Source organism: Microcoleus sp. D3_18_C2 (assembly GCF_036702395.1).
GTDB lineage: Bacteria > Cyanobacteriota > Cyanobacteriia > Cyanobacteriales > Microcoleaceae > Microcoleus.
The window spans coordinates 23,536-39,482 of the sequence record NZ_JAUBTG010000035.1 but is presented as its reverse complement, the minus strand read 5'-3'; the positions used below and the strand labels follow the sequence as shown (position 1 = coordinate 39,482).

At 43.2% G+C, this 15,947-nt stretch carries 11 protein-coding genes; 7 read left to right on the top strand and 4 right to left on the bottom strand.

What is annotated here, in order from left to right; all coding sequences use genetic code 11:
• Positions 1–63: 63 nt before the first annotated feature.
• The gene (locus QUA88_RS19620; protein ID WP_333273285.1) at positions 64–945 is read left to right on the top strand and encodes a hypothetical protein; all 882 of its coding nucleotides are present in this window, start codon (positions 64–66) and stop codon (positions 943–945) included.
• Positions 930–2,339, top strand: a complete 1,410-nt coding sequence (locus QUA88_RS19615; RefSeq protein ID WP_333057183.1) for a site-specific DNA-methyltransferase — start codon at positions 930–932, stop codon at positions 2,337–2,339. The genes QUA88_RS19620 and QUA88_RS19615 overlap by 16 nt, the downstream gene beginning before the upstream one ends.
• A 121-nt stretch (positions 2,340–2,460) precedes the next feature.
• Here QUA88_RS19615 and QUA88_RS19610 read toward each other — a convergent pair whose 3' ends face one another.
• Complete coding sequence (locus QUA88_RS19610; RefSeq protein WP_333273282.1) at positions 2,461–5,823, bottom strand: CHAT domain-containing protein; 3,363 nt, start codon at positions 5,821–5,823, stop codon at positions 2,461–2,463.
• Between the two features lie 295 nt (positions 5,824–6,118).
• Between QUA88_RS19610 and QUA88_RS19605 the strand changes: the two genes are divergently transcribed.
• Positions 6,119–7,633 carry a phospholipid carrier-dependent glycosyltransferase gene (locus QUA88_RS19605; protein WP_333273279.1) on the top strand — a complete coding sequence of 505 codons (1,515 nt, stop codon included), beginning with the start codon at positions 6,119–6,121 and terminating at the stop codon, positions 7,631–7,633.
• Between the two features lie 329 nt (positions 7,634–7,962).
• Here QUA88_RS19605 and trmB read toward each other — a convergent pair whose 3' ends face one another.
• The 3 genes from trmB to csaB form a co-directional block, all read right to left on the bottom strand.
• Positions 7,963–8,595 carry a tRNA (guanosine(46)-N7)-methyltransferase TrmB gene (gene trmB, locus QUA88_RS19600; protein ID WP_333273276.1) on the bottom strand — a complete coding sequence of 211 codons (633 nt, stop codon included), beginning with the start codon at positions 8,593–8,595 and terminating at the stop codon, positions 7,963–7,965.
• 148 nt (positions 8,596–8,743) lie between these two features.
• Positions 8,744–9,475 carry a Uma2 family endonuclease gene (locus tag QUA88_RS19595; protein ID WP_333273273.1) on the bottom strand — a complete coding sequence of 244 codons (732 nt, stop codon included), beginning with the start codon at positions 9,473–9,475 and terminating at the stop codon, positions 8,744–8,746.
• 22 nt (positions 9,476–9,497) lie between these two features.
• Entirely contained in the window at positions 9,498–10,535 is a 1,038-nt protein-coding gene (gene csaB / locus QUA88_RS19590) for a polysaccharide pyruvyl transferase CsaB (protein ID WP_333273270.1), read from the bottom strand.
• A 410-nt stretch (positions 10,536–10,945) separates the two neighbouring features.
• Here csaB and QUA88_RS19585 point away from each other — a divergent pair, with 410 nt between their 5' ends.
• The 4 genes from QUA88_RS19585 (at position 10,946) to QUA88_RS19570 (ending at position 15,947) form a co-directional block, all read left to right on the top strand.
• Positions 10,946–11,257, top strand: a complete 312-nt coding sequence (locus QUA88_RS19585) for a DUF2499 domain-containing protein (RefSeq protein ID WP_333154630.1) — start codon at positions 10,946–10,948, stop codon at positions 11,255–11,257.
• A gap of 16 nt (positions 11,258–11,273) precedes the next feature.
• Entirely contained in the window at positions 11,274–11,693 is a 420-nt protein-coding gene (locus QUA88_RS19580) for a lysozyme inhibitor LprI family protein (protein WP_333207654.1), read from the top strand.
• Positions 11,694–11,894: 201 nt separating this feature from the next.
• Complete coding sequence (locus tag QUA88_RS19575; RefSeq protein ID WP_333233606.1) at positions 11,895–13,190, top strand: transposase; 1,296 nt, start codon at positions 11,895–11,897, stop codon at positions 13,188–13,190.
• 96 nt (positions 13,191–13,286) lie between these two features.
• Complete coding sequence (locus QUA88_RS19570) at positions 13,287–15,947, top strand: DNA polymerase III subunit alpha (RefSeq protein WP_333273266.1); 2,661 nt, start codon at positions 13,287–13,289, stop codon at positions 15,945–15,947.

Sequence of the window (15,947 nt, the reverse complement as noted above, 5' to 3'; positions counted from 1 at the left end):
ATCGAGTTTCAAATTCAAGCGAAATTTATGAAGGAGTTAATTGTGAGATGAAGGGTGAGTAATATGATATCGGGAAGACGCAACTCTTTTGTAGAATACAAAGCAGATGGACACAACTGGATAACTTTGATGACAGGAGAATACTATCCAGATATCTTACAAGAGGCTTGCCAACTTTACGAACCAGTTTTAGTAATGTTTGGGCAATTACTCAGGACTTCTGAATCATCAGTGCGCCTATTTATACAGATTTCTGAGGTTCCTAGCACATGGATGCGAGTTCAACTTCTCAGGGTGTTTCGCAAGTATGTTAGCCCTGAGATTCCAGTTGAAATGCTCAGAAGGAAAAAAAAGACAGCGGATATTTGCAATCAGTTTGGAGCTCGTTTTAGGTCTGTTCAAGAAGTTCAAGCTGCATACATGACTCGTCCTATTCCTGACGAGGCAATGTCCGCTTTGTTGTGGGAATACAAAAGTCGTGGCAACAAAGGATACGACCTAACTGAAAGGTTTTTTTCCTTATTCCGCTTACATTTTCCATACTTGGCAATCCGAGGGCCAGAGCGAGCCGGAAAAGATATCCTGATGGGAAATGTCTTCGCAAACTATTCCAACCCGAAACGCCCAGTTGATTTTGCAATCTACGATATTAATGAAAATGAATTGCTGGCAATAGGATTAGCACGATATGATTCAGATAGAGGTGGTGCACAAGAAGACGATCGAACAGGCGGTTATCGTAGCTGTGCTGATGAAATCCTCAGTTACGCACAAAATCACAATTTAAGAACTAAGGTAATTTTTTTGAATGATGGGCCTGGTCTTTTACTCGGTTCAATGTGGGATGACTACGCAGATATTGAAAATAGTTGGCCAGATCAGATTATGGTATTGACACTGCGTATGGTTCCAGACCGAATTACAGTGGAATGGCTGCGTTATTAAAAATAGGAGTGAGAATGGCTACTGGTATTTCAAAAAAACAATCGAAAGATCAAGCTACATCCAATCTTAATGAAAGTAAATTAAACAATAGCTTGGATGCGTGTTTTTTATATCCGGGAAAACAGCCTGCTAGTGAAGTTTTAGGCACTAAGAAAGCTAAATGTGTAAAATTGTGGGCTAACAATGAACAGCCAAGTGGGCTGGATGAAAACCGTATATACTATGGTGATAACTTGCCCATTTTAGCAAATTTACTTCAAGATAACTCTGTTCAAGGTAAAGTAAAATTAATTTACATAGATCCGCCTTTTGCAACGAAAACTATATTTAAATCGCGATCTCAGACTGATGCTTATTCTGACTTATTAGCAGGTAACAGCTATATTGAATTTATTCGTCAGAGGTTGATACTATTGAGAGAGTTATTAGCTGATGACGGCTCAATATATGTCCATCTTGATGATAAAATGGCATTTTATATCAAGGTGATTATGGATGAAATTTTTGGTCAACGCAATTTTAGAAATTGGATTACTCGCAAAAAATGTAATCCAAAGAACTACACAAAAAAGACTTACGGCAATGTTTCAGATTTTATCCTGTTTTATAGTAAATCAGATACTTATGTCTGGAATCGTCCTGTTGAAGAATGGACAGATAAGCGCGCCAACAAAGAATATGAATACATTGAAAAGGAAACTGGACGGCGATATAAAAAGGTTCCGATTCATGCGCCTGGAGTGCGAAATGGCGAAACTGGAAAGTCTTGGCGAGGGATGAATCCGCCACCGGGAAAGCATTGGCAATTTCCACCTCAAACACTAGATGAAATGGATGCTAGAGGGGAAATATATTGGTCTGCAACAGGAAATCCCCGTCGCAAGATATATTTGGATAGCAGTAGCGGGATTCCCGTACAAGATATTTGGCTAGAGTTTCGCGATGCTCACAATCAGAATATTAAAATTACAGGTTATCCAACTGAGAAAAACCGCGATTTACTTAGTCGAATTATTCGAGCTTCATCAAATCCTGATGATTTAGTGCTCGATTGCTTTGCTGGTTCTGGTACGACTTTGAGTGTGGCTTCGGAGTTTGGGAGGAGATGGATAGGAATTGATAATAGTTCTGAGGCGATCGCAACTACTTTGCGCCGTTTTGCTAAGGGTTGCGAACGAATGGGCGATTTTGTCAGCCAGCAAACATCGCTACACCAGAATCCATCGGATGACGAGTCTCGCCAATTATCGCTTTTTAACTTAGATGAATCTATATTTCAAGCTGAGTCTCCCTTAGAAAAAAGCGAGATGATTAATAACTTTGATCTTTATGCAACTGATTCGTTTGCTGGGGAACTAGAAGATATTGTGAGGCAATGGAGAGAATGGCAGTAGCAGCGGACAATAAAACTCACAAAAAGCATTCCGCCACATCGCAAAAATTGGCTCGACTATTACCATATAAGATTTATCAACTATTAACCTGACTTGATATCCTAGCTGTTTTTCATAAAATTTATCGCCATTCCCCCTGAATAGTAAAAGCCGCCCAATAATAAGGAGAACGCCACTCTTCCTGCTTCCACATTTCCAGTTGTGCCGCCCTCAATGCTGCCGCTGGCCTTAACCCTTTTTGCAGCATTCCCTGATAGAAACTCGACATTAATGTAGCTGTTCCTTCATCATCCACATTCCACAAACTCACCACAACTCGCTGAGCCCCTGCATACATAAATCCCCGTGTCAATCCTACCATGCCCTCGCCTTGAATGTTCTGCCCTAATCCGGTTTGACAGGCACTTAACACTACTAAATCTGCTGCTAATTTGAGATTGAAAATATCAGTAAGTCGCAGAAATCCGTTTAAGGGATTCCCCTTTTCATCTACCAGTGACAAGATGATTCCCGATAGTTCCGGGTTAGTGCTATTCGCTAAACCGTGAGTGGCAAAATGAATGATTTTATATTGGCTTAAGTTCTGACTGGTTGCTGCGGCGCGGCTGGCTTCAAAATCCAAAGATGCGGTGCGAGAATTGGCCGGAACTAACGCTTGAATGATTTGAGCTTCTTGGCGAGTGAATTGTAAACGGCTCAACTGTATGTTATTGGCGCGGCTAGAGCGGCTTAAACCGAGATTTACTGATTCTATTGCTTGGGGATTGGCGCTATTAGACTGGGTTCTGACTCGTTCATCGTCACCGCTAAAAACTGGATCGGCGAGCATTGCTAAAGTCCGAGTTGGGGGTTGTCTGTCATTGTAGTTTTGTCTTAAGATTCCCAAGGTGGAAGCAGAAGGCAGCAGCACAATTTCATGGTCTACAATTAAAGGCGAATTCCCATTTTCACCGGATTTTCCGGGGAGTGAGAGGGCGGCAAAGGGGAGGTAATTGAGAATGCCATCGCCAACAATCAGCAGGCGCTTTTGAGCGAGTTGTGCTGCTACTGGCTGTAAAATAATTTGACTAAGCGTGTTGTTAGCTTCAGCAACTCGATCGGGAATGTTTCGGTAGCGCGGGTTAGTCACAGCATTGCGGAAATTGCGGGCGACTTTTTCGATGTCAACCTGTTTGGGCAATTCATAACTGGTGATACTGGTTTTAGTCACAGCCCAGAGATAGCTACGATGTTTCCCTAAAGAATACTGGAGTAAAATGGTATTGTCATCGAGGATTTGTTGTTGAATCTGTGCCAGCGTTAGAGGTTGCGGTTGGGTGAGGGTGGCGTACCGGGGACTGGTGGAGCGGATTTGGGCTTGAATGTCCTGATATTGTCCTAGTAAAGTTTGCCGTTTTTGGTCTAATTCTACTTTTTCTGCGGGGGTATGATTGGGGCGGCTTAGAGTTTCGATTCGGCGTGTTTCTAAGGCATCGAGTTGCTGTTGTAAATTGCGTTCTTGCTGCAATAATTCCGGGGCTACACCTTGGCGAATATCGGCGTTTGCTTCTTGAAGAAGTTCGAGAAGGCTGCGGGCACGGGAACTTTCGCTGGCTTCTAAGGCTTTGCGATCGTAACCAGAGTTGGGATTGGTTTTGTGCAGTTCCATTAACAGGTCAATGTATAACTGGTAATAGTGTTGTACGGTGGCAAAGTATGAGATGCGGAGCTCGTGGTTGGTAATTTTGGTGCGGAGGTTTTCGATGATTTTGATGGAGGTTTCAATGTCAGTGAGGGCTGCGATTAAATTGCCTCGATCGCCTTTGAGAATAGCCCTATTGTAGAGGGTGAGGGCTTCCCCAGGACGATCGCCCACAGCGCGAAACAGTGGCAGGGCTTGGTTGAAATATTCTTCTGCTTTCTGCTGTTTTCCCAATTCTGAGTAAGTATTACCTGCATTGTTGAGGGTGTGGGCTTCTCCACGCGGATCTCTCGCTTTTTGTCTCAAATCGAGGGCTTGTTTGTAGTAGTCGAGGGCTGTTTGTTTTTCTCCCAAATCTGAATAGACTAAGCCAGTATTGTTGAGGATAGTGGCTTCCTTAGCCCGATCGCCCATAGCGCGGAATAAGGGAAGGGCTTGGTTGAAATACTCTTTTGCTTTCTGTTTTTCTCCCAAATCGTTGTAGGCTAAGCCGATGTTGTTGAGTGTGGTGGCTTCCGCAGTGCGATCGCCCAAAGATGTGTCGCTGTTTGCGGGTAGGTTCGAGATGTTGCTGAGGTTGATACTTGCTTCAGGGCGATCGCCCATTTCCCGAATTAGGGAAAGGACTTGGTTATAGTAGTCGATGGCTTGCTGTTTCTCTCCCAAAGCATAGTAGACGGCGCCGATATTGTTGAGGATGACGGCTTGTTTAGGGCGATCGGCTAAAGTCCGATTCCAAGAAAGGGCTTGCTTGTAGTAGTTCAGGGCTTGCTGTCTGTCTCCTAATCTATTAGTAATGAAGCCCATTTGATGCAGTGTGTAAGCTTCCTTCTCCCGATTTATAAGCATTTGATAAAGCGAACGCGCTGCCTCAAACTTTTGCAATGCCTCCTGGTAAGATGCTGCTGTTTCTTGAGCGAATAATCGCCTAGCTTCTTGAATCAAGCGCTCGGCTTCATCTGTTTTTTGATTTAATCGTTGTTTGTTTTTCTCAATTAATCGATCGGCTTCCCCATCCGGGATTTGATTTCTACTGACATCGAGGGTGGTCAGATATACCAATCCCGCTAAAGGTTGGGCATCTGCGATTTGATTTCTACTGATGTGTAGGGCGGTCAGATTTGTCAATCCCGCTAAAGGTTTGATATCTGCGATTTGATTGGATTCGATGAAAAGCAATATCAGATTTGTCAATCCCGATAATGGTTTCACATCGGCGATTTTATTGTCACTCAAATAAAGAAAGTTTAACTCAGTCATTCTCGATAAAGGTGTCACATCTACAATTTGATTAGATGCGAGGGACAGCCCTGTTAGATTAGTCAATCCAGCTAAAGGTTTTACATCGACGATTTGATTGGCTTCGAGGAAAAGATCCGTCAGATTAGTCAGTCCCGATAATGGTTTCACGTCTGAGATTTGATTGAAATTGAGGACGAGAGATCTCAGATTTGTTAGTCCCGATAAGGGTTGCACATCTGTTATTTGATTTCTACTGAGGTTGAGCTTTCTCAGATTGGTGAATTTTGATAATGGTTTGATATCGACTATTTGATTGCGAATCAGGGAAAGTTCTGTGAGATTAGTCAGTGTTTTTTGAGCGCGATCGCACTCTTGTGTTTTTGCTTTTGATAGCAACACCTCCACCGTATGTCTGGCTTCAGGGGTCAAATTCTCTTTGTTGCTACAAAAATCAGCAAAACTTTCAAATGTCTGGGGATTTGGCGCGGCGGCAGATCCCATCAAGATAGTCGCACCTACAGCTAACCCCCAACGCCCCCAAATCGAAAGTATGGGATTCATAAGCACTCGCTCAAAAAAAGACATGATTAGCTGCTATCATAATCTATCGCACCTTGTGATCCGCGCTTTTCCTTCCGGCTGGCCAATTAGATCGGGAGCATTTGGTGAAACAATAGTCGTTACTGCTTCTCGCTGCACTCTCCAAGCATTATTAGAAGCCGGGTGTTTCCAAAAAACCCGGTTTCTCATCAAAAATTCGGTTTCTGCACAAGTCCTATTTTAGGTTACTCTATATTCAGGAATTTTAAATTAGCGATCGCCCTCAAATTTAGGATCTATTATTTGCTGCTGTTTTATGAAAATCAAGAAAACACAATTTAACAAATCGAATGTTATTTTTTCCCTAGCAATGCTAGGCATTTTTCTATTTTCCTTAACTCTCCGCTTTTGGGAACTAGAGCGATTTAACACCTTAGTATTTGACGAGGTTTATTACGCTAAATTTGCCAACAATTATCTCACAAAAACTCCTTTTTTCAACGCTCACCCGCCTCTGAGCCAGTACATAATTGCGATCGGCATTTGGATCGGCACTCACCTTCCCTTCGGCAAAACCGCCGTCAACAGTATGGCTGGCTCCCTGCTTTCTCCTTGGGATTACCGCTGGCTGAATGCTCTCACAGGTTCCTTTATTCCCCTAGTTGTCGGAGCCCTAGCTTATCAGCTCGTTGGGCGCCGCACCTTTGCTTTTCTGGCTGCTTTATTTATCGCCTGCGACGGTTTGTTTTTAGTTGAATCTCGCTACGCGCTGAACAACATTTATCTAGTTTTGTTTGGAATATTAGGCCAGTTATTTATTTTAAAATCAGTAGAAGCTGAAGGTAAGAAGCGCTGGTTTTGGCTGGTGCTAGCCGGGATAGGTTTCGGCGCATCTGCGGCTATCAAATGGAACGGATTGTGGTTTCTTTTCGGTACTTATCTGATGTTGCTGTGCGCTTGGGCAGTTCGTTTTATTCAGGGAAACAAAGAAGATGAAGAACAGGTTCGCGAGGTTAATTCGGCTCTAATTCCTCCCGAAAGTCCCGTACAAAAACTGACTCAACTCAGTTTTATAGAAGTATGGTTTAGTCTAGCTATTATTCCTATTTTAGTTTATAGCATATCCTGGATTCCTCACCTGCACTTTAATCCAACTCCCAATTTCTGGCAGATGCAAACGGAAATTTTGACTTATCACCAGCGGATTAAAAGCGGCCCAGATGTACATCCTTACTGTTCCGCGTGGTACGGTTGGCCGTTGATGCTGCGCCCGATAGTTTACTTCTTCAAAAAAGCTAGCAACAATGCCCAACCAGATCCGGTTTTGCCGCCTTTACCTGAAGGTGCAACTGAGGTAATTTTTGACGTTCACGCAATGGGAAATCCCTTCCTTTGGTGGCTGTCAACCTTAGCTTTAGTGCTAGTAATAGGACTTTTAGTTCACCGGATTTTGGTGTGGCTGCAAACGCGCAGCGAGGCTTCTGTTGACACGATAGAACAGCAGCGGCCGATTTTGTTTCCGCCGACTGCTGAAATGTGGCTGGGGTTATATTTAATAGTTAATTGGGCCGCTAATTTGCTGCCTTGGGTGAAGGTGACTCGCTGCATATTTTTGTACCATTATATGGGCTGTTCTGTGTTTTCAGCCTTAGCACTTGCTTGGTGGGTTGACAGGTGGCTGCACAGCCCTCAAACTCGACTCCGAGGGATGGGGGTAACAATTATTTTTCTGGTTTTGGGTGCTTTTATTTTCTGGATGCCTATCTATTTGGGACTGCCTTTGTCGCAAATGGAATGGAAAATTAGGATGTGGCTGCCATCTTGGGTTTAAGCTAGAAATAATTTTTTTATTAACGGGCAAGATGCCCGTTCCACAAGAAAATTAAGTTTTGTGGAACAGGCATCTTGCCTGTTCCTAAATAAAGTTCCACAAGAAAATTAAGTTTTGTGGAACAGGCATCTTGCCTGTTCCTAACAAAGGTGCAAGATGCCCGTTCCACAAGAAAATTAAGTTTTGTGGAACAGGCATCTTGCCTGTTCCTAAATAAAGTTCCACAAGAAAATTAAGTTTTGTGGAACAGGCATCTTGCCTGTTCCTAACCAATGTGCAAGATGTAAGTTATAACATTTATGACAAAGGTGAGTTGGGAAAAGCGAGCATTATTTTTGATACAGTGCTCGATAAACTGGTTCGCCCCGTTTCAGAGTAGCAATTTCTCTTTCAGTAGGAACAGGCAGGGGATTTTCTGCTAACCATTCGCCCCCATTTTGACGTTTAAAACTGGGGTGAGATGAAAAGCGATCGCACATTTCGCTTTCTACTTCCTCAATATCTGACTGGATAAAAACTTCACCGCCAATTGCCAGATAAATTGCCAATTCGTTGACTAATTCCTGCTGTACCACCCGCCGTTTGTGGTGCTTTTTCTTGAACCAGGGATCGGGAAACTGAATGCTAACTCGCTGCAAAGTACCTGCGGGTAAAGTTTCTAAAATCGGCTTCAGGGAACTATTCGCATTGCAAAACAAATAGTGCAAATTTGTCAAGGCTTTTTCGTCCCGCCAAAGATTCGCCTCTTCTACCAGAGGTTCCCGAATTTCTAATCCTAGAAAATTCCAGTCAGTTTGTACTTGCGCCATGTGCCACAAAAACCGTCCTCTGCCGCAGCCGATATCTAAATGCAGCGGTAAATTTAAGTCCGCATAGATTTTAGTCCAATCCGGGGGACTTGCAGATGCTTGATATCTAATTGATAGGGGATTGACGTGTTCCCGCACTCTTACTCTTGCCAATTTTGCTGTCTCCTGAATGTAATTTTTAACCGCTGATGAAGGCTGATTAACGCCGATAAATATTGATGTTTGCGATGTTGTTCAATACTTTTTAATTAATGAGCAATTAAAATTTTTCCGCGGAAAAGTTTAATTGCTCATTATTGCATTAGGCTTCTGGTTCAATGCCTGCTGCTCTTAATTGGGCGGCTAGTCGATCGGCTTGCTGTTGAACATTTGCTTTTTCCTGCCGTTCCCTTTCTACCATCTCTACTCCCCACAATAACATCTCTCCGCTATCATCCCACCACCGCAACCAATATCCCGTTCTTTCGGCTTTTGTTCCCTGCCAAACACCCAGAAATAACCCAACTCCTGAAATCCAATAACGGCCGAAAGCATCGGGTGGTTGTACTTCATACTTTACTGATGAATCCAAATGGTAGACTTCTAACACTCCGGCGGCTGGTTCAAAAAGTGCATAGACTGGAACGCGCAATATTTGCTCGTAAAAATACCATTTGCCGGGGGGATAAGTTTGTTTACTAGAATATTCATCGTTGGGACTAGCTGACAAAAATTCCATCACGATCGCCGGGACTTCCCCTTCTAAGTTGGGAGTGTAACTGCGGCGAATTTCTTGACTAGAAAGCGGCTGGACGTTGCGGGCATAAAACCAATCTGGAGCTTTAATAACTAGCTTGCCGTTTAATGTAGCGCAAATTCCCATGTTTGGGGCAACTAATATTCCTGTTAAAATTAGCCCTGCGATTTCTAGGATTTCGCGCAAGGCAGCAGCGAGGAATGGCTGGTCGATATTTTCCACAGGTTCCTCGTCTAAAATGAAGTCGTCTGGCAATTTTTCCCAGGTAATTTTTAAGTCGGCTGTACTGACTGTCATTGTATTTCACCTCTCAATGAGATTACTGGAGCGCGGCTCGCAATACTTCGCGATGAAAGAGCGATCGCTCTACTATAAATTTTATCCTGTCTGGCGATAAGGCGTCGCCGTTAGCATAGTGTTCGATCCAGGTTTTGCTGATTAAATAAGGATCTTCTGGCAATTCTGATAATAAGTATCCCGGCATTTCTAACTCATCCATCAATTGACTGACTTTGGGATCGTAGCTGAGGGCAAAACAGCGGCATTCTTCGGATGCTGCCATAATTAAACTGTGGTAGCGCATCCCGATCGCCATTTCGACTCCCCGGAACACTCCTTTCAACTTTCTCGGATCGTCTAAACTGAGGATGCGGCTCCTTTTGGGCAGCGCTTCGTGCAAATGTTTGGCAATTTCTAAGTCGTGAGACGCTTGAAAAGGCAGCAGCAAAATTAAGGTGCGAGTTGCTTTTTGAAAGTCAACTAAAGCTTGAGTTAAGATTGACAAACGGGCGGGAGTTAGTGTAGAGTGAGAACGCAAACAAACAGCAACTCTGGGCGCAGGTAAATCCCACAAACCCGACACGGGAGAATTCTCCAAAGCCCACACGGGATCGGGCGCTAAAGTAAAGGGAATTTGCCAATCTGCGAGTAAAGTAGCTGAACCTTTATCCCGCACGCTGACGGCGGTGCATCCGGCAAAACAGCGCTGAGATAACTTGCGAGTGATTTCGCGCTTCAAAGGCCCAATTCCCTGGGCCCAAGCAACAGTTTTTAAGCCCATCTGCTGCGCTAATCCCATCAAACTACCATAATAGAAAGGACTCACAATGCTAGTAGCGTCTTGGATTAAACTACCGCCGCCCCAAATTAGCGCGTCGGAGGTGCGGAGTGCTTCTAGAACTTGGAACGCATTCATGCGATCGCGCGCAGCTACCCCGTACCGCTGATTTGTCTCGACAGGATTGCCAGACAGGACGATCGGCGTCACGCCATCAGGTAACATTTGCAGTAGCGATGCCAACAGCGCCTCGTCGCCGCCGTTGCCTTTACCGTAATAGCCGCACAAAATTGCTCGCATTTCTACTCTTTTCTTTGTTGGTAATGGGGAATGTAACTATTTTAGATTTTAGATTTTGGATTTTAGATTTTTTTGAGATTTGAAATTTGATAATACTAATACCCAAAAAAATGTTACTGTCAGCAAACTTCAAGGCTTTACGTCATCAGTCAGCTCAAATCGCAAATCTAATAAAATCTCGAATCGCTAATCTAAAATTGTATGACGGGCCCAAAAACAGGTACAAGTCCCGACTTAAGTCGTGGATGCTCCTAAAATTTTAGACTAAAGCTCAAGCTCCAAGATTCATCTGTGGAGTAAATCTAAAATCTAAAATCTAAAATCTAAAATCGACTGACTCATCATACTTTATATGACAGTTGCCTAAGTCCCGATCGATAAATCTTTCATCTTCGTTCACCATACAAAAAATGCACGCTTTGTCAATTCCCACCTGGATTATTCACGTCTCTAGCGTCGTCGAGTGGATTGCCGCCATCTGGTTAATTTGGACTTACGGCGAAGTCACTCAAAACCGAGCTTGGTGGGCCCTTTCCGCCGGAATGCTGCCCGCTCTCGTCAGCGCTATGTGTGCCTGTACATGGCACTATTTTGACAACTCCCCAGCCCTAGAATGGATTGTTACCCTGCAAGCGGCGATGACTCTATTCGGCAATTTTACTTTGTGGGCGGCGGCTTGGTGGATTTGGCGATCGGCTCAACCAGAAAAAATTAAAGATTGAAAAAGAGGTAAATATTTTGAAAAAAATCACTATTTGGGTCAAATTAGCCGCGAGTTCGCTGTTGTTGACAGCCGGATTTTTGCTTCCCAGCAAAGCCAGCAACACTTCCTGGCAACTTGCCCAACAGCCTAACTGCAAAAGTCCTCAAACTACACAGGAGCAGAATGCGTGTTCCAGTCAAGAGTTTCAGGCAGCAGACAGAAAACTCAATCAAGTATATCAGCAACTTCAGCCGAAACTCAACAGCAAACAAAAGCAAAGATTGATAGTAGCACAGCGTAGTTGGCTCAAGTTTAGAGATGAATCTTGCAATTATGAAATGGGGCAGTTTGAAGGTGGAACTTTGGCTGCTTCTACCTACGGTTATTGCAGAGCGAGGGTGACACAAGAACGGGTTAAAGACTTGGATCGTTATTTGAAACAAGCAAGTTTGTAACAGTGCGATCGCTATTTAGTAATGCAATCGATACCCACCCTACGAGAGAACAACGATTGAGTCCCAAATTTTTTTATAAAAAACTCCCTGAAAACCCTGTGACTTTAGTCCAGGGATGAAAGGGCATCGCAGGATTTATCCTGCCTACCAATTTCCCAACTACCAAATGCAGTAAAATTAATCAAGGGAGGTGAAAGTCAAATGTATGCAGTACAAAAAGATATCTGGCATTTAAAGGGATTCGACAAATCCATTGTAGAGCAACTGCTGAGATGGTCAAACAATCTGTTTAATGTCGGGACTTACGAAAGTCGGCAACGATACTTTAAAGACAAAAGTGCGGTTAAATATCCCGACTTGTACAGGATTGCTAAAACTAACGAGAATTACAGCTTACTTTACTCGCAAGTCGCGCAACAATCCCTTAAATCTGTTGCTGAATCTTTCAGCTCTTTCCGAGCCTTAGAAAGGTTAGTCAAAAAAGGGGAAATCAATCAAAAACCCAGATTGCCTAAGTACAGAACCAAAGGCGGTATGTACCAAGTTTCCTATCCGGGACAAGCCTTAAAAATAGTCGGCAATAGGGTAAGACTCCCTCTAGGAAAGCAAGGGAAAGAACACTTCGGGACAGATGCTCTCTGGATTCCACTACCAGAAAGGCTTAAGGGTTGCCAGATTAAAGAACTCAGGTTAATCCCTAGAAATGGTAAGGTCTGGATTGAATACGTCCATGAATCTCTTACCAAGCAAGCTCCTAGCTGTAGTCTCGAAGTAACAGGGATTCTGGGCATAGATCATGGTATCAACAACTGGCTAACTTGTGTTTCTAGCAATGGTAAGCCATTTATTATTGATGGTCATAAGCTGAAATCTTGGAACCAAGAGTTTAACAAACAAAAAGCCAGAGTTCAATCAGAACATTCCCGACATAAGCTACCTCAAGGATTCTCGTCAAAAAAACTGCAACAGTTATCGGAAAATCGCGCCAGAAGAATGAGAGATGCGGTTAATAAAGCTGTCAGAACTATCATAGATTATTGCGAAAGTTACCAAATTAATGTCATAGCCTTTGGTTGGAATAAAGGACAGAAGCAAGAGGTCAATATGGGAGGAAAAACCAATCAGAACTTTGTCCAAATACCGACAGCTAAAGTCAAAGAAAGATTACAACAAGAATGCGATTCTCTAGGATGGAGATTTGTAGAACAGGATGAATCTTACACTTCAAAAGCCAGCTTCTTAGACCGAGATTTTCTGCCAGTTAAAGTTGGTGAAAAACCTGACAATTGGCAACCATCAGGTAAAAGAATCAAAAGAGGTTTGTACCGTTCGGCGAGCGGATTAATACTGAATGCAGATGTAAATGGTGCTGCCAATATCATCCGAAAATCAAATGTAGCCATAGACTCAATTGTTGAGCGAGTGGGTAGTGGGTTGCTGACAAACCCTTTAAGAATCAAACTTTGGGTGGGTTCATCCCCCAAAGTTTGTCCTTAAGAATCCCCGTGTCTTCAGACCGGGGAGTGTCAATTGATCTTTCTCTATCCGGATGGTGTACAATCTAAAATCTAAAATCTAAAATCCAAAATCGCTATGTCCTTCGTTGGTTTGCACATTCACAGCGATTATAGCTTACTAGATGGGGCGTCTCAGCTACAGCAGCTCGCAGAACGGGCGGTGGAATTGGGGATGCCCGCGATCGCCCTTACAGATCACGGGGTGATGTACGGGGCGATCGAGCTCATCAAAGTTTGCCGAAATAAAAATATCAAGCCGATTATTGGCAATGAAATGTACGTCGTCAACGGCGACATTGAAGTAAAAGTTCGAGGTAGAAGAAAATACCATCAAGTTGTTTTAGCTAAAAATACCCAAGGTTATAAAAACCTAGTCAAACTAACCACAATTTCCCACTTAAAGGGAATGCCAGAAAGAGGTATTTTTGCCCGCCCCTGCATCAACAAGGAACTGCTAAAACAATACTCCGAAGGTTTAATTGTTACCAGTGCTTGTTTGGGCGGCGAAGTTCCCCAAATGATTCTGCAAAACAAGCTAGATACTGCCCGTGAAGTAGCCACATGGTATAAAGAAGTATTTGGAGAAGATTACTATATAGAAATTCAAGACCACGGTTCCCCGGAAGACCGGATTGTTAATGTTGAAATCGTCAAAATTGCCCGCGAACTCAAAATTAAAATAATTGCCACCAATGATTCTCACTATATTTCCTGCAACGACGTAGAAGCACACGATGCTTTGCTGTGCATTAACACCAACAAACTGATTGAAGAAGACAAGCGGATGCGCTACAGCGGTACTGAATACCTTAAGTCCGCAGAGGAGATGGCGCAACTGTTTCGAGACCATTTGGATGATGAAACAATCAAAGAGGCGATCGCAAATACCCTAGAAGTCGCAAATAAAGTATCGAGATACGAGCTCACAGGAGAAGCTCGAATTCCCACAATTCCAATTCCCCCCGAACATACAGCCGATACTTATGTAGAAGAAATATCCTGGCTGGGACTCTTAGAACGCCTCAAAGCCCGCACCAGAAATGAAATCCCCCCAGTCTACAAACAAAGACTAGAATACGAACTGAAAATGCTTCAGCAGATGGGATTTTCGGAATACTTTTTAGTAGTTTGGGACTACATAAAATATGCTAGAGACAACGATATTCCAGTAGGGCCAGGACGCGGTTCTGCCGCAGGTTCTCTAGTTGCCTACGTCCTCAAAATCACCAATATAGACCCCGTACACCACGGACTACTATTCGAGCGATTTCTCAATCCCGAACGGAAATCTATGCCAGACATTGATAGCGATTTCTGCATAGAAAGGCGGGACGACATGATTAAATACGTTACGGAAAAATATGGTAGCGAGCGCGTAGCGCAAATTATTACTTTCAACAGAATGACATCAAAAGCTGTCTTGAAAGATGTTGCCAGAGTGTTAGGTATTCCTTACAAAAAAGCCGACGAAATGGCTAAATTAATTCCCGTGTCCAGGGGAAAACCGGAAAAACTTAAAGTGATGATTTCCAATGACACACCTGCACAGGAATTTAAAGACAACTATGAAAATACAATTTGCATAAATGCAGAAACTGGTACTGAAGTCCCAGTCCGTCAGTGGATTGACATGGCAATTCGCATTGAAGGAACCAACAAAACCTATGGCGTTCACGCAGCAGGTGTGGTAATTTCTTCAGAGCCATTGGATGAACTTGTACCGCTGCAAAAAAATAATGAGGGTGCTGTGATTACCCAATATTTCATGGAAGATTTGGAATTTTTGGGGCTGCTGAAAATGGACTTTTTGGGCTTAAAAAATTTAACAACGCTCCAGAAAACTGTTGATTATATTAAACAAACCCAAAATCTAATTGTCGATCCAGAAATGCTACCTTCTGATATTGAGCGCAGAGCTCAAGAGACTTTTGGCAGAATCAAAAAGTTACCAGATGATGTAGATAAAACCTATAGACTTTTAGAAAGAGGAGATTTAGAAGGTATTTTTCAGTTAGAATCCTCTGGAATGCTGGATGTAGTGAAAAAACTCAAACCTTCCTGTCTTGATGATATTTCTTCTATTTTGGCACTTTACCGACCTGGGCCGCTGGATGCAGGTTTGATTCCTCAGTTTATTGACTGCAAGCACGGTAAAACCGTTGAGTACGATCATCCGCTATTAGAACCGATTTTAAAAGAGACTTACGGAACGCTTTGCTTTCAAGAGCAAATTATGCGGATGGCTCAAGATTTGGCGGGCTATTCTTTGGGTCAAGCTGACTTGCTGCGGCGCGCAATGGGTAAGAAGAAAGCTGATGAAATGCAGAAGCAAAAAGAAACATTTATCGATGGGGCAACTAAGAATGGAGTAAGTCAAAGAATTGCTGAAAAGTTGTTCGCCCAGATGCTACAATTCGCGGAATATTGTTTGAGCTATGACACGAAGATATTGACGGTGGAATATGGGCCCATGGCTATTGGCAAAATTGTTGAGGAAAAAATTGAATGTACTGTTTATAGTGTGGATAGCAACGGTTATATTTATACACAGTCAATTGCACAGTGGCATCGCCGGGGGCAGCAGGAGGTCTTTGAGTATTGCCTGGAAGATGGCTCGATAATTCGCGCCACAAAAGATCACAAGTTTATGACTGTTGGCGGTCAAATGCTGCCCATTGACGAAATCTTTGAACAAGGATTAGACTTAAAACAAATCAACTCTAGCTCAGATATATAA